Genomic DNA, 21,763 nt, shown 5'->3' with positions numbered 1-21,763 from the left:
CTCCTTATTCCACGCCGCCCAGGTAGGCTTCAAGCACCGCGGGGTTCTGCTGCACTTCCTGCGGCAGCCCTTCGGCGATCTTGGAGCCGAATTCCATGACGACCAGCCGATCGGTGAGGTTCATGACGAAGTCCATGTCATGCTCGACCAGCAGCACACTCATGCCTTCGGCTTTGAGCTTGGTGAGCAGCGCAGCCAGCGCCTGTTTTTCCTTGTAGCGCAGGCCGGCGGCGGGCTCGTCCAGCAGCAGCAGCGCCGGGTCGCAGCACAGCGCGCGGGCGATTTCCAGGATGCGTTGCTGGCCCAGTGCCAGACTGCCGGCTTCCTGATACATGCAATCGGCCAGGCCCACGCGCTCCAGTTGGCGGCGCGCCTCAAACAGCAGCTTCTGCTCTTCGGCCTGGTTCATGCGCACCACGCTGGCGAGCACGCCGCCCTGCGCCGCGAAGTCACCGCGCAGGTGAGCACCCAGCGCGACGTTCTCCAAGACGGTCATGCCCGACAGCAATTGCACATGCTGGAAGGTGCGGCCGATACCGCGCTTGACGATCTCACGCGAAGGCCTGCCGCTGATGCGCTCCCCGCGGTAGAGCACCTCACCACGCGTGACAGGCAGCACGCCGGTCACGAGGTTGAAGGTGGTCGACTTGCCCGCGCCGTTGGGGCCGATCAGTCCGATGATCTCGCCGGCTTTCACCTGGAAGCTGACATCGTTCACGGCAACCAGGCCGCCAAACTCCTTGCGCGCGGCGCGCACGTCCAGGATCAGCTCACCAGCTTGCGGCTTCTCGCGCTGCTTGAGTGCCGGCGCGTCGTCGGGCGCACGCGCCGTCGGCGCCGATGGAAACAGCTTGCGGATGAACGGCCATACGCCGTCGCGCGCGTACTGCAGCAGCAGCACCAGCAGCACGCCGAACACGATGATCTCGAAGTTGCCGTTGGAGCCCAGCAGCTTCGGCAGAATGCTCTGCAGGCTGTCTTTCAGGATGGTCAGCAAACCCGCGCCAAGCACCGCGCCCCACACGTGGCCCACGCCACCGACCACCGCCATGAACAGATATTCGATGCCGTAGTTCAGGCCGAACGGCGTCGGGTTCACCGCGCGCTGCAGATGCGCATAGAGAAAGCCCGAAATGCACGCCAGCACCGCCGCAAAGACAAAGATCACCACCTTCATCCACGCCGTGTTCACCCCCATTGCCTCGGCCATCGTGCCGCCGCCCTTGAGCGCGCGGATGGCGCGGCCGGGGCGTGAATTCAGCAGGTTCTGCACCGCCAAAACAGCCACGACGACGACGGCCCAGATCAGGTAGAACATCTCCCGCCCGGTCTGCAGCGATTTGCCGAGCACGTTCAGCACCGGAATGCCGTTCAGCCCGTCGTACTTGCCCAGGAATTCCAGGTTGCCGAACAGGAAGAACAACGACAGGCCCCACGCAATCGTCGCCAGCGGCAGGTAGTGGCCCGACATGCGCATCGTGATCAGGCCAATCACGTACGCGCTGACCACCGTGATCACCAGCCCGGCCAGCAAGCCGATCCACGGCGAGACACCGTACTGCGTCGTCAGGTAGGCGGTGCTGTATGCCCCCAGGCCAACAAACGCCGCTTGCCCGAACGAGGTCAGCCCACCCACACCCGTGAGCAGCACCAGCCCCAGCGCGACGAGACTATAGAGCCCGATGTAGTTGAGCAGCGTGATCCAGAACTCGGGCGTCGGCACGATGGGGATCAACGCCAGCACGACCACGAACAACGCGGTCAGCACGCGGTTGCGCGAAAGCCAGCCGCGCTGCGCAATGCCGCCGGAAGATTTGGTCAGCGTGTTCATCGGCTTATTCCTCTTCCTCGACATGCTTGGTGGTGAGCGATCGCCACAGCAGCACGGGAAGGATGAGCGTGAACACGATCACCTCCTTGAATGCCGACGCCCAGAACGATGAATACGACTCCAGCAGCCCCACCAGCAGCGCGCCCAGCGCCGCCACCGGATAGCTCACCAGGCCACCCACGATTGCGCCCACGAAGCCCTTCAGGCCGATCAGGAAACCGGACTCGTAGTAGACCGTGGTGAGCGGCGCGATCAGGATGCCGCACAGCGCGCCAAGCGCCGCGGCCAGCGTGAAAGCCAACCGCCCCGCCTGCGTGGTGCTGATGCCCACCAACCGCGCTCCCAGCCGGTTCACCGCCGTTGCGCGCAGCGCCTTGCCCGACACCGTGCGGCCAAAGTAGAAGTACAGCGCCACAATCATCAGCACCGACACGGCCACCACCCACAGGCTCTGACCCGACACGGTGAGCGTGCCCAGATCGAAGCGCGCATCGGAAAACGCATCCGTGCGCGAGCCTTCCGCACCGAACATCACGAGGCCGAGGCCCACCATCGCAAAGTGCACGCCTACCGAAACGATGAGCAGCACGAGCGTGCTCGCTTCGGCCAAGGGTTCGTAGGCTAGGCGGTAGATCATCGGCCCCATGGGAATGACGATCAGCAGCGTCAACGCGACCTGCACAATCATCGGCAACGCCATCGGGGCGAACATGCTGGCCGCCACGTACACGGCAATCGGAAAAACCAGGTATTTGCCTGCATAGATAGCGCCTGTGCGCAGCGCATGCAGGCGCAGTTCGGGTTGCAGCAGCGTGCGGCCCATCTCGACGAGAAACGTCAGCACGCCCAGCGCAACGAGCATGCTGGCCGAGAGGGGCGCCTTGTTGGCCTGGATGGCTGCCAGCGTAAGCGCGCCATACGCCACGAATTCACCCTGCGGGATGAAGATCACGCGCGTGACGGAAAACACCAGCACGAGCGCCAGTGCCAGCAGCGCGTAGATCGCGCCCGATGTCACGCCGTCTTGCGCCAGGATGGCGGCAATCGACAAGTCCATGAAGCTCCTCGTTCTTGTAGTCGTGGAGTTCGCGCCGGAAGTGAACCGGGCGAGGGGGCGCCACGAGTTACGAGATAGTAAATTTCTTACGACAGGATGAAATTGGCGACAACCCTAACGCGCGGCCCTAGTCCGTCGGCCGCCGGCCTTGGCAGGGCTCACCGCGGGCGCCTGCAGCATGGCAGACAGGCGCATCACGAACGTGCGCAGGGTGTGCTCCAGCTCGCCGCCGCGCTGCGCGTGAAACAGCGGTTGCAGGTTCAGCGCGATCAGCACAAGCACAAGTTGCCCGCGCGTGCCGAACACCGGCAGCGAGAGTGCGTTCACGCCCGGCAGCAGGCTACCCGTGACCCACGATGCGCCTTCTGTGCGGACGTCTTCGCACAGGCGGTAGTAGTCGGTCAGCGAACGCGGCAGGCCGGGTAGATCGTCGCCGGCACGCTCGTGCAGTTCGCGTTCAACCAACGGCAGCGTCTGCTCCATCGGCTGATAGGCGCCGAACAGGCGGCCGGTGGCGGAATTGAGCATCGGCAGGACATCGCCAATGCGCAGATTCACGCCGGGCGCACCACCCGCCTTCTCCCAATGCACAACGGTCGGGCCACGGTCGCTCCAGACGGCAATGCCGATGGTATGGCCGGTCTGGTCTCGCAGGTCAGCAAGCAAAGGCCGCGTGCGGACGATGGCATCGGAACGGTTGAGGCTGGCCAGACCCAGGCGCAGTGCAAACGGGCCGAGTTCGTAGCGGCCGGTCAGCGGGTCTTGTGACACCGCGCCCACGCGCTGCAAGCTCACCAGATAGCGGTGCGCCTTGGACGGATGCATGTGCGCCGCGCGTGCCAGGTCGCCGAGCGCCATCGCACGCATGGCACGCGTCAGCGCAACCAGCAATTGAGAGCCGACTTCGATGGATTGGATGCCCGAACGGTCACGGTTTGCGCGCGCGTCTTCTGCATCGCCATCGGGTGGCAGGTCGTCTTCGACTTCCGTGGTCTCCATGTCTCGGGGGCGCATTGGCTTAGGCTGAGCCGACAAAGTGCTGCGAGCGTAGCACGCGGCGTCGCCTTGACGGGCAGTTCTAAATTTTTATGCATTGTAGAAACAATGCTTCTAATCATAATTCACGTATACCCTAGGCGCATCTCCCGACCCTGCGATCTATGATTGCCAGCGTTCGGTATAGCCTGACATCAGCGCACCCCAATCCAGGCATTCCGGCCCATACACGTTGAAAAGACAATTCCCCCAACCGTAACCCACTACACAAGGAGTGACAGAATGGCCAAAGCCTTCGCCTCGCAAGCCGACCTCGAGGCCAAACAAGTCACCTTCACCCAGCTCTCCCCCAACGCCTACGCCTACACCGCCGAGGGCGACCCGAACTCGGGCGTCATCATCGGCGACGACTCGGTGCTGATCGTCGACACCACCGCCACACCGGCGATGGCGCAAGACCTGATTGCGCGCATCCGCGCCATCACCGACAAGCCGATCAAGCACGTGGTGCTGTCGCACTATCACGCGGTGCGCGTGCTGGGTGCGTCGGCCTACTTTGCAGAAGGCGCGCAGAACGTCATCGCCAGCCGCGGCACGTATGAAATGATCGTCGAGCGGGGTGAGGCGGATATGAAATCCGAAATCGAACGCTTTCCGCGCCTGTTCGCGGGCGTGGAAACAGTGCCCGGCCTGACTTGGCCGACGCTGGTGTTCGAGCGCGAACTCACGCTGTTCCTTGGGCAATTGGAAGTGAAGATCCTGCACCTGGGCCCCGGCCACACGAAGGGCGACACGGTGGTGTGGATTCCGTCGCAGAAGGTGCTGTTCTCCGGCGACTTGGTCGAGTACGACGCCGCCTGCTATTGCGGCGATGCCCAACTCGAAGAATGGCCCGCCACACTGGATGCGCTACGCGCACTCGGCGCTGACAAACTCGTGCCCGGCCGCGGCCCGGCGCTGCTCAATCCGGCCGAAGTCGACAAGGGTCTCGCCTATACGCGCGATTTCGTATCCACGCTGCTCCAGCGGGGCAAAGAAGCCGTCGCGCACAAGATGGACCTGAAGGCAGCCATGGCGCACACCCGTGCGGCCATGGACCCGAAATTCGGCAACGTCTTCATCTATGAGCACTGCCTGCCATTTGACGTGACGCGCGCCTTTGATGAGGCCAGCGGCATCAAGCACCCGCGCATCTGGACAGCGGAGCGCGACAAGGAAATGTGGGCCGCCCTGCAAGGCTGAACATGAACCCCGACTTCCAGAACCGCGTCTTCCCCTATACGCCGTGCGCCGAACAACAACCGGGCGCGGCAACGGCTGCTCGCCCCGTGGTCATCGTCGGCGCGGGGCCGGTTGGTTTGGCCACGGCAATCGATCTGGCGCAGCAGGGTGTGGCCGTGGTCATTGTGGATGACGACTGCACACTCTCTACCGGCTCGCGCGCGATCTGCTTCTCCAAGCGCTCGCTGGAGATTTTCGATCGGCTCGGCTGCGGCGATTGCATGGTCGACAAGGGCGTGAGCTGGAACGTTGGCAAGGTCTACCTGAAGAACGAACTGCTCTACAGCTTTGACCTGCTGCCGGAAACTGGCCACCGCCGGCCCGCGTTCATCAACCTGCAGCAGTACTACGTGGAAGGCTTTCTCGTTGAACGCGCGCAAGCCTTGCCGAACATCGAGCTGCGCTGGAAGAACAAGGTAACCGGCCTCACGCAGGATGCCGACGGCGTAACGCTCAGCATCGAGACGCCCGACGGCACGTACGAACAGCGCGCGCAATATGTGGTTGCCTCCGACGGCTCGCGCAGCCCGGTACGTCACATGATGGGCCTGGAAGCCCACGGCCAGACGTTCAAAGACCGCTTCCTGATCGCTGACGTGCGCATGCATGCGCCCTTCCCCAGCGAGCGCTGGTTCTGGTTTGATCCGCCGTTTCACCCGAATCAATCGGTGCTGCTGCACCACCAGCCCGATCACGTCTGGCGCATCGACTTCCAGCTCGGCTGGGACGCCGACCCCGTGGCCGAAAAGCAACCCGAGCGCGTCATCCCACGCGTGCGTGCGCTGCTGGGGGAAGGCGTCGACTTCGAGCTGGAATGGGTCAGCGTCTATACGTTCTCGTGCGAACGCATGGACCGCTTCCGCCACGGCCGCGTGCTCTTTATCGGCGATGCAGCGCATCGTGTGTCGCCATTCGGCGCGCGCGGTGCCAACAGCGGTTTGCAGGATGCCGAGAACCTCGCGTGGAAACTGCGCATGGTGCTTGCCGGCGATGCTCCCGACGCGCTGCTCGACACCTACGCGAGCGAGCGCGAATTTGCCGCCGACGACAACATCCGCCACTCCACCCGCTCGACTGATTTCATCACGCCCAAGAGCGCGGTCAGCCGGCTCTTTCGCGATGCCACGCTGCGCCTGGCCAAGCACTATCCGTTTGCCCGCACGCTGGTCAACAGCGGGCGGCTGTCGATGCCGACGGTGCTTGAGGGCTCTCCATTGCAGACAGCGGATGAGGCGCCCTTCGCCTGCGCGCTCGTGCCGGGCGCCGTCGCGCTCGACGCACCGGTGCGCAATGCCGATGGCCGCGCCGATTGGCTGCTCAGCCATCTGCACGACGGCTTCACCGCGCTGCGTTTCTGCGGTGCGGGAGAACACGTCGATGCGCTGCCGCTGCCTACGCTGGCAATCTTCCCAACCGGCGGCATGGGCACGGTCTCGGCCAACGTGACAGCGTTGGAAGACATCGACGGGCTCATCGCGCAACGCTATGACGCACGCCCCGGCACGGTCTACCTGATCCGTCCCGATCAGCACGTCTGCGCACGCTGGCGCGCGCTCGAACCTGCCAAGCTGGCCGCTGCGTTGCTTCGCGCCACGGGACAGGCCGCGCCTGCCGCAATGCCGCGGGCCGCCGTCTCCGCCTGAGCTGAATACCGACCACCATGCCCCTGAACACGCAACCCAACCTGCCGCGCCCGGACGATTTCTACGAGGCGCTGATCGACGCGCACCGCGACCTGAACGACGAGCACAGCGCGATGCTCAACGCGCAGCTCATCCTGCTGCTCGCGAACCATATTGGTGACATGGCGGTACTACGCGAAGCACTGACAGCAGCGCGACTGGCATTGCCGGCGACGACAACCTGAGCGCCGTGGCGCTCTATCTTCTGGTGGAACGGGGCAACCCGAGCCGCGTGTTCAAAGGCGAACGATTTGAGCCGGCAGACTAGCGCCCGGCCTGCCGCGTTCCGGCAAGCTGGCCACGGCGGTACTCGCCTTGGCGCTCCAGCATCCAGCCCGGGTATTCGGCCGGCAGCTTGCTCAGCGCGTCGAGCTGTGCCAGTTCTTCCGCCGTCAGTTCAACCTTGGTCGCGGCAATATTGTCGTCGAGCTGCTCGACCTTCTTGGCGCCGACGATCACGGTCGTGACTGCGCGCTGATGCAGCAGCCACGCGAGCGCAATCTGCGCAACCGACACGCTGCGCGCATCGGCCATGACGCGCATGGCATCCACACAGGTGTAGGCACGCGCACGGTCCACGGGCGGGAAGTCGAACTTGTTGCGGCGGCTGTCTTGTTCGCCGTGCTGCTCGCGCGTGTATTTGCCGCTGAGCAGGCCGCCGGCCAGCGGACTCCACACCATCAGGCCCAGGCCTTCGCTCTTGAGCATCGGCACCAGTTCACGCTCCAGGTCACGGCCGGCGATGGTGTAGTAAGCCTGCAGGCTTTCGAAGCGCGCGCAACCGAGGCGCTCTGCAATCCCCAGCGCCTTGACGATCTGCCACGCAGCCCAGTTCGATACGCCGACATAGCGCACATGGCCATGCTGCACGAGCGTATCGAGCGCGCGTACGGTTTCTTCGATGGGCGTGGCCGGGTCGAAGCCATGGATCTGGTAGAGGTCGATATGGTCGAGCTGCAGGCGCTTCAGACTCGCCTTGATGCCGTCCATGATGTGGGAGCGCGTGGCGCCGCGTGCGTTCACACTCTCACCGGTCTGGCCGAACACCTTGGTCGCGACGACCACGCTGTCGCGCGAGACCTTCAGGTTCTTGAGCGCCTGCCCCGTCATCTGTTCGGCGACACCGTTGGCGTACACATCGGCGGTGTCGATGAAGTTGATACCGGCGTCGAGCGCGCGCCCGATCAGGCGCTCGGCATCGGCTTGCTGCAAATCACCGATGTGCTGCCAGATGCCGTCGTTGCCGCCGAAGGTCATCGTGCCAAGGCACAGCTCCGATACAAACAGGCCGGTCCGGCCAAGTTGGTTGTAACGCATGTGTTCGACTCCGATACGATGGGAATGGAATGCTGAGCGCACAGGCCCAGATGCGGGAAACAACGCACAGGATAGGGCGGACTGATGGATCCTGCAGAACGCTCAGTCGGACGCCGGGTGATGACCCAGGCGCGACGAGATGGCTGCGCCCGCCTGCTGCAGCAGCGCAACGTAGTGCGCTTTGGTGTCGGCGCCACAACGCATGGTCGGGAACGAGATCGACAGCCCCGCAATCACGCGGTCAAAGCGATCGAACACCGGCACGGCAATGCATAGCAGCCCGTCTTCCTGCTCTTCGTTGTCTTCGCCAAAACCTTGCTGGCGCACGCGCGGCAGGATGCTCAGCACGGCCTCGGCCGAGCCCAGCGTCTTCTGCGTCGGCTTCTTGAACTCGACTCTGGAGAGCACCGCGCGCGACTCGTCCGGTGGCATGTACGCCAGCAGCACCTTGCCGATGGCCGTGCTGTACAGCGGCTTGCGCCATCCAACGCGCGACTGCATGCGCAGACCGTAGTCGCCCTCGATCTTGTGGATATAGATGATGGCGTCCTCGTCGAAGGCGCCCAGGTGCACCGTCTCCCGCGTGAGCTGGGCGATGCGACGCATCTCGATGTCGGCCTCGCGGACGAGGTCGACGTTTTCCAGGGCCTTGGCGCCAAGCTCGAACAGGCGGATGGTCAGCCGATAGCGATCGGTGTCACCTTCCTGCGCCACATAGCCCAGGCCTTTGAGCGTCTGCAGGAAGCGGTGCACAGTCGTCTTTGACATGCCCAGCCGCTGCGACAGTTCGCTGGGGCCTACGGCGCCAAGCTCGCCCATCGCGCCCAGGATCGTGAACACCTTGTCGACCGCCGACACCGATTCCGCTTTATCGGCACCGGTATCAACGGGTTCATTGGCAGACGGGTCTTCCGACTTGCGTTGCCGGGGCGTGGCTTTCATCTCTCGTGGTTCCGTGATTTCAAAATCTGGAGAGAGCATAACCGGTCTCATACTGCGCTCCATCAATCCATCTGCCGACTTGCCTATCGCGCCAGCCAACCGCCATCCACCGCCAGCGTGTGGCCATGCACGTAGTCCGACGCGGCAGAAGCGAGAAAGACCACCGCACCTGCGAGATCGTCCGGCACGCCCCAGCGCCCCGCCGGAATGCGCGCGAGGATCTCTTCGCTGCGCTGCCGGTCTTCGCGCAGTTGCGCCGTGTTGTCGGTTTCCATGTAGCCGGGAGCGATGGCGTTGACGTTGATGCCGCGCCCCGCCCATTCGTTGGCCAACAGCCGTGTGAGCCCCAGCACACCGCTCTTCGACGCCGTGTACGACGGCACGCGAATGCCACCCTGGAACGACAGCATCGACGCCACGTTGATGATCTTGCCGTGCCCACCTTGTTCCACGAACTGCCGCGCCACCGCTTGCGAGAGAAAGAACACACCCTTGAGGTTGACGTCGATCACCGCGTCCCAATCCGCTTCGGAAAATTCGAGTGCATCGCAGCGGCGGATGATGCCCGCGTTGTTGACCAGGATGTCGACGCGGCCAAAGGCGTCCATCGCGGCTTCGACAATGCTGTCGATCGGCTCCAGCGAAGACAGATCGGCGCGCACGTCGACGAACCGTCGACCGGCCGCTTCCACGCGCGAGGCTGTCTCTGCCGGGTTGGAACGGTTTGCCCCCACGATGTCGCAACCGGCGGCCGCGAGCGCCATCGCCATGCCCGCGCCCAAGCCCGTGTTGCTGCCGGTGACGATGGCCACCTTGCCGGTCAGGTCGAACAGGCTTGCGCTCTGGAGATAGGGATTCTCTAACCGCATGGCGTCAGCGCAGGTCTGCAATGGCGATGTGGTCCATGTCGTGGAACACCTGATTCTCGCCGACCATGCCCCAGATGAAGGTGTACGCCTGCGTGCCCACGCCAGAGTGGATCGACCAGCTTGGCGAAATGACGGCCTGCTCGTTGTGGACAAGGATGTGGCGCGTCTCCTGCGGCTCGCCGAGCATGTGGAACACAGCGGCATTCTCCGGCAGGTTGAAATAGAAATAGACCTCCATGCGGCGCTCGTGCGTGTGGCACGGCATGGTGTTCCACAGGCTGCCGGGCTCGAGCTTGGTCATGCCCATCGAGAGCTGACAGGTCGGCAGCACGTCCGGCACGATGAGCTTGTAAATCGTGCGCCGGTTGCTGGTGGCCGGATCGCCGAGCGTTTCGGGCGACGCCTGGGCCAGCGTGATCGTGCGCGTCGGATAGGCCGTATGGGCGGGCGAGCAGTTGATGTAGAACTTGGCGGGCCTGGTCGCATCGTTGCTGCCGAAGACGATGTTCTGGCCACCCAGGCCGATGTAGATCGCCTCTTCATTGCCGACGGTGTGCCGTGTGCCATCCACCTCCACCCAGCCCGGGCCGCCAATGTTGATCGCGCCCAATTCTCGGCGCTCCAGCAGATGGCTCACGCCCATCGACTTGGCGAGCGATGCGGGCACTTCCACCGGCCGTGTCGCCGGCCACGCACCTCCGACGATGATCCGGTCGATGTGGCTGTACGTGAGTTGGAGCGCATCGCGCTCGAATACCTGCTCCACCAGGAACTGGCGGCGCAGCCCGGCCGTGTCGAGGGTTCTTGCGTGTTCGCTATGGATTCCTTGCCGCACTTCCATGCCGTTTCTCCATTGGGGATGCACCGGCATTCACATGCGCTGCCGGGGGTTCTGGGCTGGATTGAAGCATAAAAAACAAAAACACGGAACGACGATCCATTTTATTGATGCAAAGCACAATGGCATTGGAATAACGACCACAGCGCTCATTTGCAGGGCAGGGTAAACGATCAACCCGACAAACCTAAAAATATGGAACATCGTTCCAATTCATCCGCTATAGTCACAGCCACGATGTTGGGACCCTAACCAACCGAGCACACAGAGGCTCATGGAGGAGACGTGAAGATCAAGAAGGCGATTGACCGCATTCCGGGCGGGCTGATGCTGGTGCCAATGCTGCTGGGCGCGTGCGTACACACGCTCGCGCCTGAGGCTGGGAAGTACTTCGGCTCGTTCACCAACGGCCTGATCAGCGGTACGGTGCCGATCCTGGCGGTGTGGTTCTTCTGCATGGGTGCGACCATCGACCTGCGTGCCACGGGTGTGGTGCTGCGCAAGTCGGGCACCCTGCTCGCCACCAAGATCGCGGTGGCATGGCTGGCCACATTGGTGGCCGCTCAGTTCATTCCGGACGATGGCATCAAGACGGGCATCTTGGCAGGGCTATCGCTGCTGGCGATCACCACGTCGATGGACATGACCAACGGGGGGCTCTACGCCGCAGTCATGCAGCAGTACGGCACCAAGGAAGAAGCCAGCGCGTTCGTGCTGATGTCGGTCGAATCGGGGCCGCTGGTGAGCATGCTGATCCTGGGGGCGACGGGCATCGCTGTGTTCGAGACGCGGCTGTTCATGGGCGCCCTGCTGCCCTTCCTGATCGGCTTCACGCTTGGCAACCTCGACAGCGAACTGCGCGAACTGTTCGGCCGCTGTGTGCACCCGCTCATCCCGTTCTTCGGATTCGCGCTGGGCAACGGTATTGACCTGGGCGTGATCGCCAAAAGCGGCTTCCCGGGCCTGCTGCTGGGCCTGACCGTGATTGTCGTGACGGGCATACCGCTGATCCTCGCAGACAAGTTCATCGCCGGCGGCAACGGCGGGGCGGGACTGGCAGCATCGTCTACGGCCGGCGCGGCAGTCGCCAACCCGGCAATCATCGGCGAGATGATCCCCAAGTTCAAACCGATGGTGCCTGCAGCGACCGTGCTGGTAGCCACCGCCTGCCTGGTAACGGCCATCCTCGTGCCGATCCTGACGGCGATGTGGGTGCGGCGCGTGGGTCGCGCGGCGCCATTGCCCGAGCGCGATGTCGCGGGCCTTCCGTCGCCGCGTACCGTGGAACGCGAAGCCCATTTCTGAACAAGCCGTTGCTGCACCCCATACAAGACCCGAGAGGAGAACCCTCATGCCACTTCACGCGCTCACCCGCCACACTGCAGGTGTCATCATGACCGCTGCCCTCATTGCAGGCAGCGCCCCGTCCCAGGCCGCCACCAATGCCGAAGCGGTCGCACAGACCGTCGAACGCCTGCGCGTCGCCATGGTGTCCAGCGACGGTGCCACACTCAAGTCGCTCATTGAAAACGACCTGACCTATGGGCACTCATCGGGCAAGCTGGAAGACCACGCGGCCTTTCTCAAGGCACTGGACGGCACGAACTCGTTCCAATCGATTGCGCTGACCAACCAGACTGTGCAGGTCAATGGCGACAACGCGTGGGTGCGCCATGTGTTCGACTCCGTCAACAACCTGCCCGACGGCAAGACCAGCACCGCGCATATCGGCGTGCTGCAGGTGTGGAAGAAGCATCCGGACGGCTGGCGCCTCTTCGCGCGCCAAGCCTACCTGCTGCCCAAGGAATGACGGAGCGGATACCCCAATGACTGCACTCGCATGCCAAAGCCGATTGGCCGGCAAGACGGCACTCGTGACCGCTGCCGCCCAAGGCATCGGCCGCGCCTGCGCCGAACGCTTCGCCCGCGAGGGCGCCCACGTGATCGCGACCGACATCCACATCGACGGGTTAAACGACCTGCCGTTTGAAGTGCGCCGCCTGGACGTGCGCGATACCCGGCAGGTGAATGCACTGGCCGCCGAGCTTGGTGGCATCGACATCCTCTTCAACTGCGCTGGCTTCGTACACGCCGGCTCGGTGCTGGAGTGCGATGAGGATGCGTGGGATTTCTCGTTCGACCTCAACGTCAAGTCGATGTACCGGACCATTCGCGCGTTCCTGCCGGCCATGCTGGAACGCGGTGGCGGCAGTGTCATTAACATGTCGTCCGCAGCATCGAGCATCAAGGGTGTGCCGAACCGCTTTGTGTACGGCGCATCAAAGGCAGCGGTGATTGGGCTGACCAAGGCGGTGGCTGCCGATTTTGTCGCGCGGGGCGTCCGCTGCAACGCGATCTGCCCCGGCACCGTGGTGTCGCCGTCGCTGGCGCAACGTATCGACGCGCAGGCAACTGCACAGGGCAAGCTGCAGGCCGAGGTCGAAGCCGCCTTCGTGGCGCGCCAACCGATGGGGCGCCTCGGGCGGCCGGAAGAGATCGCTGCGCTGGCCGCCTACCTGGCCTCCGACGAGGCGGCCTTCACCACCGGCCAGGTCCACCTGATCGACGGCGGCTGGTCAAATTAATGTTCCCTCAACGACACTGAGTCTTTCCATGAAACTGCTGCGCTTCGGCCCCCACGGCCAAGAGAAACCGGGCCTGCTCGATGCAACCGGCACCATCCGTGATCTGTCGGGCATCGTCGACGACATTGCAGGCAATGTGCTGTCGGACGCATCGCTGGCCAAGCTGCGCGACGTGGATCTCGCCACGCTGCCGGCAGTCAACGGCCAACCCCGCATTGGCCCCTGCGTCGGGCGTGTCGGCAAGTTCGTCTGCATCGGACTGAACTATGCCGACCACGCTGCGGAATCCGGCCTGCCGGTGCCGGCCGAGCCGGTCGTCTTCAATAAATGGACCAGCGCCATCTGCGGCCCGAATGACGACATCGAAATCCCGCGCGGCTCCATCAAGACCGACTGGGAGGTTGAGCTGGGCGTGGTCATCGGCAAAGCCGCCAAGTACATCGACGAAGCCAACGCGCTGGACTACGTGGCGGGCTATTGCATCGTCAACGACGTTTCCGAGCGCGAATGGCAGATCGAGCGCGGCGGCCAGTGGGACAAGGGCAAGGGCTTCGACACGTTCGGCCCGCTGGGCCCATGGCTGGTCACGCGTGACGAAGTGCCCGACCCGCAGGCGCTGGACCTCTGGCTCGAAGTGGACGGCCATCGCTATCAGAACGGCAACACGCGCACGATGGTGTTTGGCGTGGCGCAACTGGTGGCGTATCTGAGCCGCTGCATGAGCCTGCAGCCGGGCGACGTCATCTCGACGGGCACGCCGCCGGGCGTGGGGCTGGGCATCAAGCCGAACCCGGTCTACCTCAAGCCGGGACAGACCATGCGATTGGGCATTGCCGGCTTGGGCGAGCAATTGCAGCGCACGGTCTCGGCAGGCTGAGGCCTACCCTTCCAGCTCCGCAAAGCGCTGCGCGACCACGTTGCGCAGCCACTGGTTACCGGCGTCCTGATGGAAGCGCCGGTGCCAGAACACATTGGTCTGCAACGCCGGCAGCTTGAGCGGCGGCGCCACAAACTCCAGCCCGAACGGCGGGGCCGCGCGCTCGGCCAGCTTGCGCGGCACCGTTACGACCAAGTCGGTCGTGCTGACGATGTACGGCACCGCCACGAAGTGCGGCACCGAAAAACGCGCCGATTGCGTGATCCCCGCCTTGTCCAGCAGCGGCCCGATGGCGTTGTAGGGGCTGGCCGAACTGGCCACCACCAGGTGCGACGCGGCGCGAAAGCGTTCCAGCGTCAGCTTGCCCTCCGATAGCGCATGGCCGCGCCGGAACATCGTCACGTAATCCTGCTGAAACAGACGCCGCTGGAAGATGCTCTCGCCGGACAGATCATCGAACGCGCCGATGGCGAGGTCGATGGCGCCCGCCTCCATCTCCGCTTTCATGTCGAATCCGCCCGCACGCATGGTGTCGATGCGCACGCCGGGCGCCTGCTCGGCACACAACTGCGCCAGCACCGGCATGAAATACACCTCGCCGACGTCGCTCATCGCAATGGTGAAGGTGCGAGTGGAACTGGCGGCTTCAAAGTGCGTGCGCTGGCCGAAGGCGCGTTGAAGTGTGTCGAGCGCTGTGGCCACTGGTTCGGCCAGTTGCTCGGCAAGTGCGGTCGGCATCATGCCGCGCGGGGTGCGCACGAAGAGTTCGTCGTCAAAGGTCTGGCGCAGGCGCGACAGCGCGTTGCTCACCGCCGGTTGCGACAGGCCCAGCCGCTCGGCCACGACGGAAATGCGCTTTTCGCGCAGGATTTCCTGAAACAGCACCAGCAGGTTCAGGTCGACATCCCGCAGATTCAGCATGGCGGCGCCTCAACATTCACAATATCAATATCATGCATTCTCGCATTGATATTCCAAATTTTCATCCAATCCGGACAATACGCGCATACCGAAAAGCCAGAACAGAGCGGCAACGCCGCCACCGGAGACCACCATGCGCCCTGCCCCCGTCGCCCAAGAAGCGCCATCCGCGCCGATCGACCTCGCTCGCCTGATTGATCAGGGCAAGGTCGGCGGCTTCCAGATCCTGCTGCTCGCCATCTGCGGGCTGTGCCTGATCATCGACGGCTTTGACGTGCAAGCCATGGGCTATGTGGCGCCGGCCATCATCAAGGACTGGAACATCACCAAGGCGAGCCTCGGACCGGTCTTTGGCGCAGGGCTGTTCGGCATGCTGGTCGGCTCGCTGGTGTTTGGCGTGCTGGGTGACCGCTTTGGGCGGCGGCCGGTGCTGATTGTTGCCACGTTTTTCTTTGCGGCGTGCATGCTGGCCACCACACAGGTGGAAACGGTGCGGGCCCTGCTCGTCCTGCGCTTCGTCACGGGCCTGGGGCTGGGTTGCATCATGCCCAACGCCATGGCGCTGGCCGGCGAGTTCAGCCCGGCGCGCTCTCGCGTGACGTGGATGATGCTGGTGTCGTGCGGCTTTACCGTCGGCGCGGCGCTTGGCGGCTTTGTCAGCGCGGCGCTGCTATCGCGCTTTGGGTGGCATGCGGTGTTTCTGGTGGGTGGGCTGGTGCCGCTCGTCATTGGCGTGATGATGGTGCTGTGGCTGCCAGAATCCCTGCAATACCTGGTGCTCAAGGGCCGTGGGCAAATGGGGCAAACGCACCACCAACGTCTCGCTCGCTGGCTGAGCAAGCTTGATCCGCAACTGCAGGTGAACGCGCAGACGCAATTCGTGGTGCCCGAGGCGCCCGCGCGCGGCATGCCGGTCTCCGCGCTGTTCACGGAGGGCCGCGCCAAGGTCACGCTCGTGCTGTGGGTCATCAACTTCATGAATCTGATCGACCTGTACTTCCTGTCGAACTGGCTGCCCACGCTGATTCGCGATGCGGGTTATCCGACGGATACCGCCGTGCTGGTGGCGACCGCGCTGCAGGTGGGCGGTGTGATCGGCACGCTCACGCTGGGCCGGCTGATCGATCGGCTGGGCTTTGTGCGCGTGCTGGCCGTGTGCTTCCTGATCGCCTGCGTCACCGTGGGGCTGATTGGCCATGTGGCGGCTGCGTTGCCCATGCTGGTGGCGATGGTGTTCGTGGCCGGCTTCTGCATCGTCGGCGGGCAGCCTGCGGTGAATGCGCTGGCCGCCACGTATTACCCCACCACGCTGCGCGCGACCGGCATCGGCTGGAGCCTGGGCGTGGGCCGCATCGGCTCCGTCATTGGCCCGGTGATCGGCGGGCACCTGATTGCCATGCAGTGGGGCGGCCCAGCGTTGTTCTCGGCTGCGGCGATGCCGGCGCTGGTGTCGTTCGGCATGGTGCTGGCGCTCACGCTGGCCGACAGTGGCCCGGACACCGCACGGTTTGCTGCGCGCAAGCCCGCTTGAGTGCCTGCCAACGACTACGCTTTCCCTTGACGACGTTTTCTCCAAGGACTTCACCATGAACATGCTCGCCCCGACGGCCAAAAGCGCATTCACACCCGCGTCGCTGGACCGGCCCGCTTACCAGAGCGGCTTCGGCAACGAGTTCGCCACCGAAGCGCTGCCTGGCGCTCTGCCACACGGTCAGAACTCGCCGCAGAAGGCGCCGTACGGCCTGTATGCGGAGCAGATTTCCGGCACGGCGTTCACCGCGCCGCGTGCGCACAACCGCCGCTCGTGGCTGTATCGCATCCGTCCGGGTGCCGTGCACCTGCCGTTCGAGGCAATGGCGCAAGGCCGCTTCCACAGCAACTTCAACGAAGTGCCGCCCTCGCCCAACCAGTTGCGCTGGGACCCGCTGCCGACACCGGCTGCCGGTACGGACTTCATCGACGGCATCGTCACCTTCGCCGGCAATGGCGGGCCGGACGCGCAAACCGGCTGCGGCATCCACCTGTACGCCGCCAACGCGTCGATGACCGACCGCTTCTTCTACAACGCCGACGGCGAACTGCTGATCGTCCCACAGCAAGGCCGCCTGCGTCTGCTGACGGAAATGGGCGTGATCGACGTGGAGCCGCTGGAGATTGCTGTCATCCCGCGCGGCGTGCGCTTGCGCGTCGAGTTGCCGGACGGTGAAGCGCGAGGCTACATCTGCGAGAATTTCGGGGCGATCTTCCGCCTGCCGGACCTGGGCGTGATCGGCTCGAACGGCCTGGCCAACCCGCGCGACTTCCTCACGCCGCACGCATGGTACGAAGACCGGGAGAGCGCTTCGGGCAGCTTTGAACTCGTCGCCAAATTCCAGGGCAACCTGTGGCGCGCCAAGATCGGCCACTCGCCGCTGGATGTGGTGGCCTGGCACGGCAACCTCGCGCCGTACAAGTACGACCTGCGCCTGTTCAATACCATTGGTTCGATCAGCTACGACCACCCGGACCCGTCGATCTTCCTCGTGCTGCAAAGCCCGTCCGACACGCCGGGCGTGGACACCATCGACTTCGTGATCTTCCCGCCGCGCTGGCTGGCGGCCGAAAACACGTTCCGCCCGCCCTGGTTCCACCGCAACGTTGCGAGCGAATTCATGGGCCTGATCCAGGGCGTGTACGACGCCAAGGCCGAAGGCTTTGTGCCTGGCGGCGCCAGCCTGCACAACTGCATGAGCGGCCACGGCCCGGATGCCGACACGTTCGAGAAAGCCAGCAACGGCGACACCACCAAGCCGCACAAGGTGGACGCGACGATGGCCTTCATGTTCGAGACGCCCGGAGTGATCCGCCCAACACGCTTTGCGGCCGAATCGGCGCAACTGCAGGCCAAGTACTTCGAATGCTGGCAAGGCCTGAAGAAACATTTCGACCCGACCAAGCGTTAAGCACGATCGACGAATTCACATTGACGCCTACGCGAGCATCCAGAAGGTGTGGCCGTACCCTGCCCTAGATGGCGCCTTGAATTTCTGTTGCAGAGAGGAAAAAGGAAGGAGCCTTGTCTGAGCGCAGCGAGTTTGGCTCCTTCCCCTCTCTGCGACATAAATTCAAGGGGAGGTCGCCATCTCGGGCGCGCCTTTCTTTGCTTACTTTCTTTGGCAAGACAAAGAAAGTAAGTCGCCCCCGGCAGGGGGTGAAACGCAGGCTGCACCAGCAACGTCAAGCAATAACTGACTCAACAAACAAATCACCGCCCCCATCATGACCACCCGCCAATTAAGCTGGCTAGAATCCGCCAACACCCCCGACACCCATTTCCCCCTGGAAAACCTGCCCTTCGGCATCTTCTCCACCAAGGAAAACCCGTCGCCGCGCGCGGGCGTGGCGCTGGGTGATCAAGTCATCGATCTCGGCGTACTGGATGACGCCGGGCTGCTGCCCGCATCCACGCGCGGCACGTTCCGCACCGGCAAGCTCAACAGCTTCATTGCGCTGGGCAAGCCCGTATGGACGGAAACGCGCAAGAAGCTGCAAACCCTGTTCAGCGTGGCCGACACCCACGTGCGCGACAACGCCACGCTGCACGCGCGTGCACTGGTGCCGCAAGCACACGCCGTGATGCACCTGCCGATCGACATCCCGGGCTATACGGATTTCTATTCGTCCCGCGAGCACGCCACCAACGTCGGCCGCATGTTCCGTGATCCCGAGAATGCGCTGCTGCCTAACTGGCTGGAAATCCCGATCGGCTACAACGGCCGCGCAAGCTCCGTGGTGGTGAGCGGCACGCCGCTGCACCGCCCGATGGGCCAGATCAAGCTGCCGGACCAGCCGCGCCCGATCTTCACGGCCTGCCGCAAGCTGGATTACGAGTTGGAGATGGCCTTCGTCGTCGGCAAGCCGAGCGCGCTGGGTGAGCCGGTTTCCGTGGATGCGGCACCGGATCACATGTTTGGCGTCGTACTGCTCAACGACTGGAGCGCGCGCGACATCCAGCAATGGGAATACGTGCCGCTCGGCCCGTTCAACTCGAAGGGTTTCGGCACATCGATCTCGCCGTGGATCGTGACGATGGATGCGCTGGAGCCGTTTCGCGTGGCCAACCCGGCGCAATCGCCCGAGCCGCTGGAATACCTGCGCCAGAACCGTCCCAACGCTTACGACATCGCCCTCGAAACGGCACTGCGCCCCCACGGTGGCGAGCGCAGCACCATCGCCCGCACAAACTTCCGCGCGATGTACTGGACGATGGCGCAACAGCTCGCGCACCACACCGTGTCCGGTTGCAACGTGCGCGTGGGTGACCTGATGGGCTCGGGCACCATCAGCGGCACGACGCCGGATTCGTACGGCAGCCTGCTGGAGCTGACCGTCAACGGCAAGCAGCCACTTGATCTCGGCAACGGCACCACGCGTGCCTTCCTGGAAGACGGCGACGAAGTCATCATGACCGGCTGGTGCCAGGGCAACGGCTATCGCGTGGGCTTTGGGGAAGTGCGCGGCGAAATCCTACCGGCGCGCAGCGCGAAGTAATGCCTCAAAGTGCGGCGGACCGGCAGTCCGCCGCCTTCATCACGCTGGCTTTGCCGGCACCACGGCCAGCATCGCATCGCCGATCACGTGCTCGCCGCGGGCCTGGAGCGCCTCACCAGCGCCACGTGCATCGCGCGCTTCCCGGTTCTGGCCGAGCTTGAGCTTGCCTTCAAGCGCCGTGATCTCTATCTCGAGCCCGACAATCATCTTGAGCAGATCGTCGACGTAGCCGGCGGGGGCATCGGACATCTTCCAGGGCGCCGGCTGCACAGCCTCATGGGTGCGTGTCAGGCGGGCGACCACGCCGCGCACGAAGCGCTCGTCATCGCGAACGGTGATGCGCCCATGCGCATGCGCCACGCGGTAATTCCATGTCGGCACGTGCTTGTGATGCTCCTGCTTGCTCGGATACCACGTCGGCGAGATATACGCATCGCCCGCGCGGAAGATGACCAGCACCTCATCGCCATTGGCCACGTCTTGCCACACCGGGTTGGCGCGCGCCACGTGGGCATGCAGCGTGCCCAGCTTGCCTTCTTCGGGCAGCAGCAGAAACGGAATGTGGTTTGCGTCGAGCCCATTCTTGCCGTGTGTGACAAGCGAGCCGAATGGGTTCTGCGCGATCAGGTCGTGCAGCGCCTCGGGGCGTGATTCTTCAAAGTGGGCAGGCACGTACATGGCAACTCCGGCAACAACCGCGCAATCGACAGGGGAGCGCCCATTCTGAACCGGATCGTGGCCCCAACATAGAGCCAGATCTGATCAGATTGCTAGAGCCAACCTAGTCGCGCAGCAGGTTCTTGGCGATGATGAGCTGCTGGATCTGCGTGGTGCCTTCGTACAAGCGCAGCAGGCGCACATCGCGATAGAAGCGCTCGGCCTTGTACTCGGCAATGTAGCCCGCACCCCCGTGAATCTGCACCGCGCGATCCGCCACGCGGCCGACCATCTCGGTGCAGAACATCTTGGTGCACGAGGCCAGCATGCTGACTTCGTGATCCTGTTTGCCGACGGGCTTGGCGTCGTAGCGGCGCGCGCAGTCGCGCACCATCGACATGCCAGCGTACAGCTCCGCCTGGCTGTCGGCCAGCATGGCCTGGATCAACTGAAAGTCGGCAATGGGCTGACCGAATTGCTTGCGCTCCTTGGCGTAGGCCACGGCATCGGTAATCAGCCGGTGCGCCATGCCGCATGCCAGCGCCGAAATGTGCAGGCGGCCGCGGTCCAGCACCTTCATCGCCGTCTTGAAGCCCTGCCCCGCCACGCCACCAATGATGTTGGCGGCGGGCACGCGCACGTTATCCAGCATCACGTCGCACGTCTTGGTGCCGCGCTGGCCCATCTTCTTGTCGGGCTTGCCAAGCGTGATGCCCGGCGTATCGGCCGGCACGATAAAGGCCGAGATGCCGCCCGCGCCTTCGCTGCCCGTGCGCGCCATCAGCGTGAATGCCCCGGCACGCGGCGCGTTGGTGATGAATCGCTTGGTGCCGTTGATGACGTAGTGATCGCCGTCCAGCGTGGCGCGCGTCTGCAGCGATGCCGCATCCGACCCCGCGTTCGGTTCCGTGAGCGCGAACGAGATGATCAGCTCGCCGCTGGCAATGCGCGGCAGGTAGTCGGCCTTCTGCGCGTCGGTGCCGTCCATCAGGATGCCCTGCGAACCGATGCCGACGTTGGTACCGAACACCGAGCGGAAGGCCAGCGCCGTGTGGCTCAGGTCGTACACCACCTCGCACTCCTGCGCCATCGCCAGGCCAATGCCGCCGTGCTCTTCCGGAATCGACAGGCCGAAGAGGCCCATCTCTTTCATGTCGGCAACGATGTCGGCGGGCACGTCATCCTCGTCTTCGAGAATGTTTTCCGCCGGCACGAGCCGCTCCTGGATAAAGCGCTGCACCGATTGCTGCAGCAGGCCGAAGGATTCGTCGTCGAGCGCCATGTCGCTGGTTCCTGTGGGATGTTGTGCCTGATCTTACCGGGTTGGCATGTTTTGACAATCCGGCCGCCCATCAACAGAATGTCGAATTCGATTCACCA

Annotated in this window: 20 protein-coding genes; 10 read left to right on the top strand and 10 right to left on the bottom strand. The window is 64.1% G+C overall.

Annotation, left to right across the window (positions count from 1 at the left end; genetic code table 11):
- Positions 1 to 4 precede the first annotated feature (4 nt).
- From R2N16_RS11955 to R2N16_RS11945, 3 genes are all read right to left on the bottom strand, one after another.
- A complete protein-coding gene (locus R2N16_RS11955; RefSeq protein ID WP_316665890.1) occupies positions 5 to 1,831 on the bottom strand; it encodes a branched-chain amino acid ABC transporter ATP-binding protein/permease in 1,827 nt (608 codons plus the stop codon).
- 4 nt (positions 1,832 to 1,835) lie between these two features.
- Positions 1,836 to 2,888 (bottom strand): branched-chain amino acid ABC transporter permease, encoded by a 1,053-nt coding sequence (locus R2N16_RS11950; protein ID WP_316665889.1) that lies wholly within the window; start codon positions 2,886 to 2,888, stop codon positions 1,836 to 1,838.
- Positions 2,889 to 3,002: 114 nt separating this feature from the next.
- Positions 3,003 to 3,887, bottom strand: a complete 885-nt coding sequence (locus R2N16_RS11945) for an IclR family transcriptional regulator (RefSeq protein ID WP_316665888.1) — start codon at positions 3,885 to 3,887, stop codon at positions 3,003 to 3,005.
- Between the two features lie 279 nt (positions 3,888 to 4,166).
- Here R2N16_RS11945 and R2N16_RS11940 point away from each other — a divergent pair, with 279 nt between their 5' ends.
- From R2N16_RS11940 to R2N16_RS11930, 3 genes are read left to right on the top strand one after another with little or no spacing between them, the layout of a single operon-like run.
- Entirely contained in the window at positions 4,167 to 5,126 is a 960-nt protein-coding gene (locus R2N16_RS11940) for an MBL fold metallo-hydrolase (protein ID WP_316665887.1), read from the top strand.
- A gap of 2 nt (positions 5,127 to 5,128) precedes the next feature.
- Positions 5,129 to 6,808: an FAD-dependent oxidoreductase gene (locus R2N16_RS11935; protein ID WP_316665886.1), complete on the top strand. Its 1,680-nt coding sequence runs from the start codon at positions 5,129 to 5,131 to the stop codon at positions 6,806 to 6,808.
- Positions 6,809 to 6,825: 17 nt separating this feature from the next.
- The gene (locus R2N16_RS11930) at positions 6,826 to 7,032 is read left to right on the top strand and encodes a DUF2783 domain-containing protein (RefSeq protein WP_316665885.1); all 207 of its coding nucleotides are present in this window, start codon (positions 6,826 to 6,828) and stop codon (positions 7,030 to 7,032) included.
- A gap of 79 nt (positions 7,033 to 7,111) precedes the next feature.
- Here the strand turns inward: R2N16_RS11930 and R2N16_RS11925 are convergent, their stop codons facing one another.
- The 4 genes from R2N16_RS11925 to kduI all read right to left on the bottom strand — a co-directional run bounded on the left by R2N16_RS11925 (position 7,112) and on the right by kduI (position 10,816).
- Entirely contained in the window at positions 7,112 to 8,164 is a 1,053-nt protein-coding gene (locus R2N16_RS11925; RefSeq protein ID WP_316665884.1) for an aldo/keto reductase, read from the bottom strand.
- 102 nt (positions 8,165 to 8,266) lie between these two features.
- Positions 8,267 to 9,106 carry a DNA-binding transcriptional regulator KdgR gene (gene kdgR / locus R2N16_RS11920; RefSeq protein WP_316665883.1) on the bottom strand — a complete coding sequence of 280 codons (840 nt, stop codon included), beginning with the start codon at positions 9,104 to 9,106 and terminating at the stop codon, positions 8,267 to 8,269.
- A gap of 83 nt (positions 9,107 to 9,189) precedes the next feature.
- Positions 9,190 to 9,975 carry a 2-dehydro-3-deoxy-D-gluconate 5-dehydrogenase KduD gene (gene kduD / locus R2N16_RS11915; protein WP_316665882.1) on the bottom strand — a complete coding sequence of 262 codons (786 nt, stop codon included), beginning with the start codon at positions 9,973 to 9,975 and terminating at the stop codon, positions 9,190 to 9,192.
- Between the two features lie 4 nt (positions 9,976 to 9,979).
- Positions 9,980 to 10,816 carry a 5-dehydro-4-deoxy-D-glucuronate isomerase gene (kduI, locus tag R2N16_RS11910; protein WP_316665881.1) on the bottom strand — a complete coding sequence of 279 codons (837 nt, stop codon included), beginning with the start codon at positions 10,814 to 10,816 and terminating at the stop codon, positions 9,980 to 9,982.
- Between the two features lie 282 nt (positions 10,817 to 11,098).
- Here kduI and kdgT point away from each other — a divergent pair, with 282 nt between their 5' ends.
- The 4 genes from kdgT to R2N16_RS11890 are packed head-to-tail and all read left to right on the top strand — an operon-like array spanning position 11,099 to position 14,275.
- Positions 11,099 to 12,118, top strand: coding sequence for a 2-keto-3-deoxygluconate transporter (gene kdgT, locus R2N16_RS11905; RefSeq protein WP_316665880.1), 1,020 nt, complete (start codon positions 11,099 to 11,101; stop codon positions 12,116 to 12,118).
- Positions 12,119 to 12,164: 46 nt separating this feature from the next.
- Positions 12,165 to 12,623, top strand: coding sequence for a nuclear transport factor 2 family protein (locus R2N16_RS11900; RefSeq protein ID WP_316665879.1), 459 nt, complete (start codon positions 12,165 to 12,167; stop codon positions 12,621 to 12,623).
- 16 nt (positions 12,624 to 12,639) lie between these two features.
- Complete coding sequence (locus R2N16_RS11895) at positions 12,640 to 13,398, top strand: SDR family oxidoreductase (RefSeq protein ID WP_316665878.1); 759 nt, start codon at positions 12,640 to 12,642, stop codon at positions 13,396 to 13,398.
- Positions 13,399 to 13,426: 28 nt separating this feature from the next.
- Complete coding sequence (locus R2N16_RS11890) at positions 13,427 to 14,275, top strand: ureidoglycolate lyase (protein WP_316665876.1); 849 nt, start codon at positions 13,427 to 13,429, stop codon at positions 14,273 to 14,275.
- Positions 14,276 to 14,278: 3 nt separating this feature from the next.
- Here the strand turns inward: R2N16_RS11890 and R2N16_RS11885 are convergent, their stop codons facing one another.
- Positions 14,279 to 15,196, bottom strand: a complete 918-nt coding sequence (locus tag R2N16_RS11885) for a LysR family transcriptional regulator (protein ID WP_316665875.1) — start codon at positions 15,194 to 15,196, stop codon at positions 14,279 to 14,281.
- Between the two features lie 133 nt (positions 15,197 to 15,329).
- On the opposite strand from R2N16_RS11885, the gene R2N16_RS11880 reads away from it, so the two are divergent.
- The 3 genes from R2N16_RS11880 (at position 15,330) to fahA (ending at position 19,726) form a co-directional block, all read left to right on the top strand.
- A complete protein-coding gene (locus R2N16_RS11880) occupies positions 15,330 to 16,727 on the top strand; it encodes an MFS transporter (protein ID WP_316665874.1) in 1,398 nt (465 codons plus the stop codon).
- 55 nt (positions 16,728 to 16,782) lie between these two features.
- Positions 16,783 to 18,138 carry a homogentisate 1,2-dioxygenase gene (gene hmgA / locus R2N16_RS11875; RefSeq protein WP_316665873.1) on the top strand — a complete coding sequence of 452 codons (1,356 nt, stop codon included), beginning with the start codon at positions 16,783 to 16,785 and terminating at the stop codon, positions 18,136 to 18,138.
- A gap of 316 nt (positions 18,139 to 18,454) precedes the next feature.
- The gene (gene fahA, locus R2N16_RS11870; protein ID WP_316665872.1) at positions 18,455 to 19,726 is read left to right on the top strand and encodes a fumarylacetoacetase; all 1,272 of its coding nucleotides are present in this window, start codon (positions 18,455 to 18,457) and stop codon (positions 19,724 to 19,726) included.
- 39 nt (positions 19,727 to 19,765) lie between these two features.
- Here fahA and R2N16_RS11865 read toward each other — a convergent pair whose 3' ends face one another.
- Positions 19,766 to 20,404 carry an FMN-binding negative transcriptional regulator gene (locus R2N16_RS11865; protein ID WP_316665871.1) on the bottom strand — a complete coding sequence of 213 codons (639 nt, stop codon included), beginning with the start codon at positions 20,402 to 20,404 and terminating at the stop codon, positions 19,766 to 19,768.
- Positions 20,405 to 20,507: 103 nt separating this feature from the next.
- On the bottom strand, positions 20,508 to 21,665 hold the full coding sequence (locus R2N16_RS11860; protein WP_316665869.1) for an acyl-CoA dehydrogenase family protein: 1,158 nt from the start codon (positions 21,663 to 21,665) through the stop codon (positions 20,508 to 20,510).
- Positions 21,666 to 21,763: the final 98 nt, after the last annotated feature.

It is taken from the genome of Ralstonia psammae, from assembly GCF_958405935.1.
In the GTDB taxonomy this organism is placed as follows: Bacteria; Pseudomonadota; Gammaproteobacteria; order Burkholderiales; family Burkholderiaceae; genus Ralstonia; species Ralstonia psammae.
This window is presented reverse-complemented; position numbering and strand designations above follow the sequence as displayed.

What these genes read in the sequence shown, in the direction of transcription:
- R2N16_RS11955 (WP_316665890.1), bottom strand. Translation starts at nt 1,831, where the DNA reads ATGAACACGCTGACCAAATCTTCCGGCGGCATTGCGCAGCGCGGCTGG.
- R2N16_RS11950 (WP_316665889.1), bottom strand. Translation starts at nt 2,888, where the DNA reads ATGGACTTGTCGATTGCCGCCATCCTGGCGCAAGACGGCGTGACATCG.
- R2N16_RS11945 (WP_316665888.1), bottom strand. Translation starts at nt 3,887, where the DNA reads ATGGAGACCACGGAAGTCGAAGACGACCTGCCACCCGATGGCGATGCA.
- R2N16_RS11940 (WP_316665887.1), top strand. Translation starts at nt 4,167, where the DNA reads ATGGCCAAAGCCTTCGCCTCGCAAGCCGACCTCGAGGCCAAACAAGTC.
- R2N16_RS11935 (WP_316665886.1), top strand. Translation starts at nt 5,129, where the DNA reads ATGAACCCCGACTTCCAGAACCGCGTCTTCCCCTATACGCCGTGCGCC.
- R2N16_RS11930 (WP_316665885.1), top strand. Translation starts at nt 6,826, where the DNA reads ATGCCCCTGAACACGCAACCCAACCTGCCGCGCCCGGACGATTTCTAC.
- R2N16_RS11925 (WP_316665884.1), bottom strand. Translation starts at nt 8,164, where the DNA reads ATGCGTTACAACCAACTTGGCCGGACCGGCCTGTTTGTATCGGAGCTG.
- kdgR (WP_316665883.1), bottom strand. Translation starts at nt 9,106, where the DNA reads ATGAAAGCCACGCCCCGGCAACGCAAGTCGGAAGACCCGTCTGCCAAT.
- kduD (WP_316665882.1), bottom strand. Translation starts at nt 9,975, where the DNA reads ATGCGGTTAGAGAATCCCTATCTCCAGAGCGCAAGCCTGTTCGACCTG.
- kduI (WP_316665881.1), bottom strand. Translation starts at nt 10,816, where the DNA reads ATGGAAGTGCGGCAAGGAATCCATAGCGAACACGCAAGAACCCTCGAC.
- R2N16_RS11900 (WP_316665879.1), top strand. Translation starts at nt 12,165, where the DNA reads ATGCCACTTCACGCGCTCACCCGCCACACTGCAGGTGTCATCATGACC.
- R2N16_RS11895 (WP_316665878.1), top strand. Translation starts at nt 12,640, where the DNA reads ATGACTGCACTCGCATGCCAAAGCCGATTGGCCGGCAAGACGGCACTC.
- R2N16_RS11890 (WP_316665876.1), top strand. Translation starts at nt 13,427, where the DNA reads ATGAAACTGCTGCGCTTCGGCCCCCACGGCCAAGAGAAACCGGGCCTG.
- R2N16_RS11885 (WP_316665875.1), bottom strand. Translation starts at nt 15,196, where the DNA reads ATGCTGAATCTGCGGGATGTCGACCTGAACCTGCTGGTGCTGTTTCAG.
- R2N16_RS11880 (WP_316665874.1), top strand. Translation starts at nt 15,330, where the DNA reads ATGCGCCCTGCCCCCGTCGCCCAAGAAGCGCCATCCGCGCCGATCGAC.
- hmgA (WP_316665873.1), top strand. Translation starts at nt 16,783, where the DNA reads ATGAACATGCTCGCCCCGACGGCCAAAAGCGCATTCACACCCGCGTCG.
- fahA (WP_316665872.1), top strand. Translation starts at nt 18,455, where the DNA reads ATGACCACCCGCCAATTAAGCTGGCTAGAATCCGCCAACACCCCCGAC.
- R2N16_RS11865 (WP_316665871.1), bottom strand. Translation starts at nt 20,404, where the DNA reads ATGTACGTGCCTGCCCACTTTGAAGAATCACGCCCCGAGGCGCTGCAC.
- R2N16_RS11860 (WP_316665869.1), bottom strand. Translation starts at nt 21,665, where the DNA reads ATGGCGCTCGACGACGAATCCTTCGGCCTGCTGCAGCAATCGGTGCAG.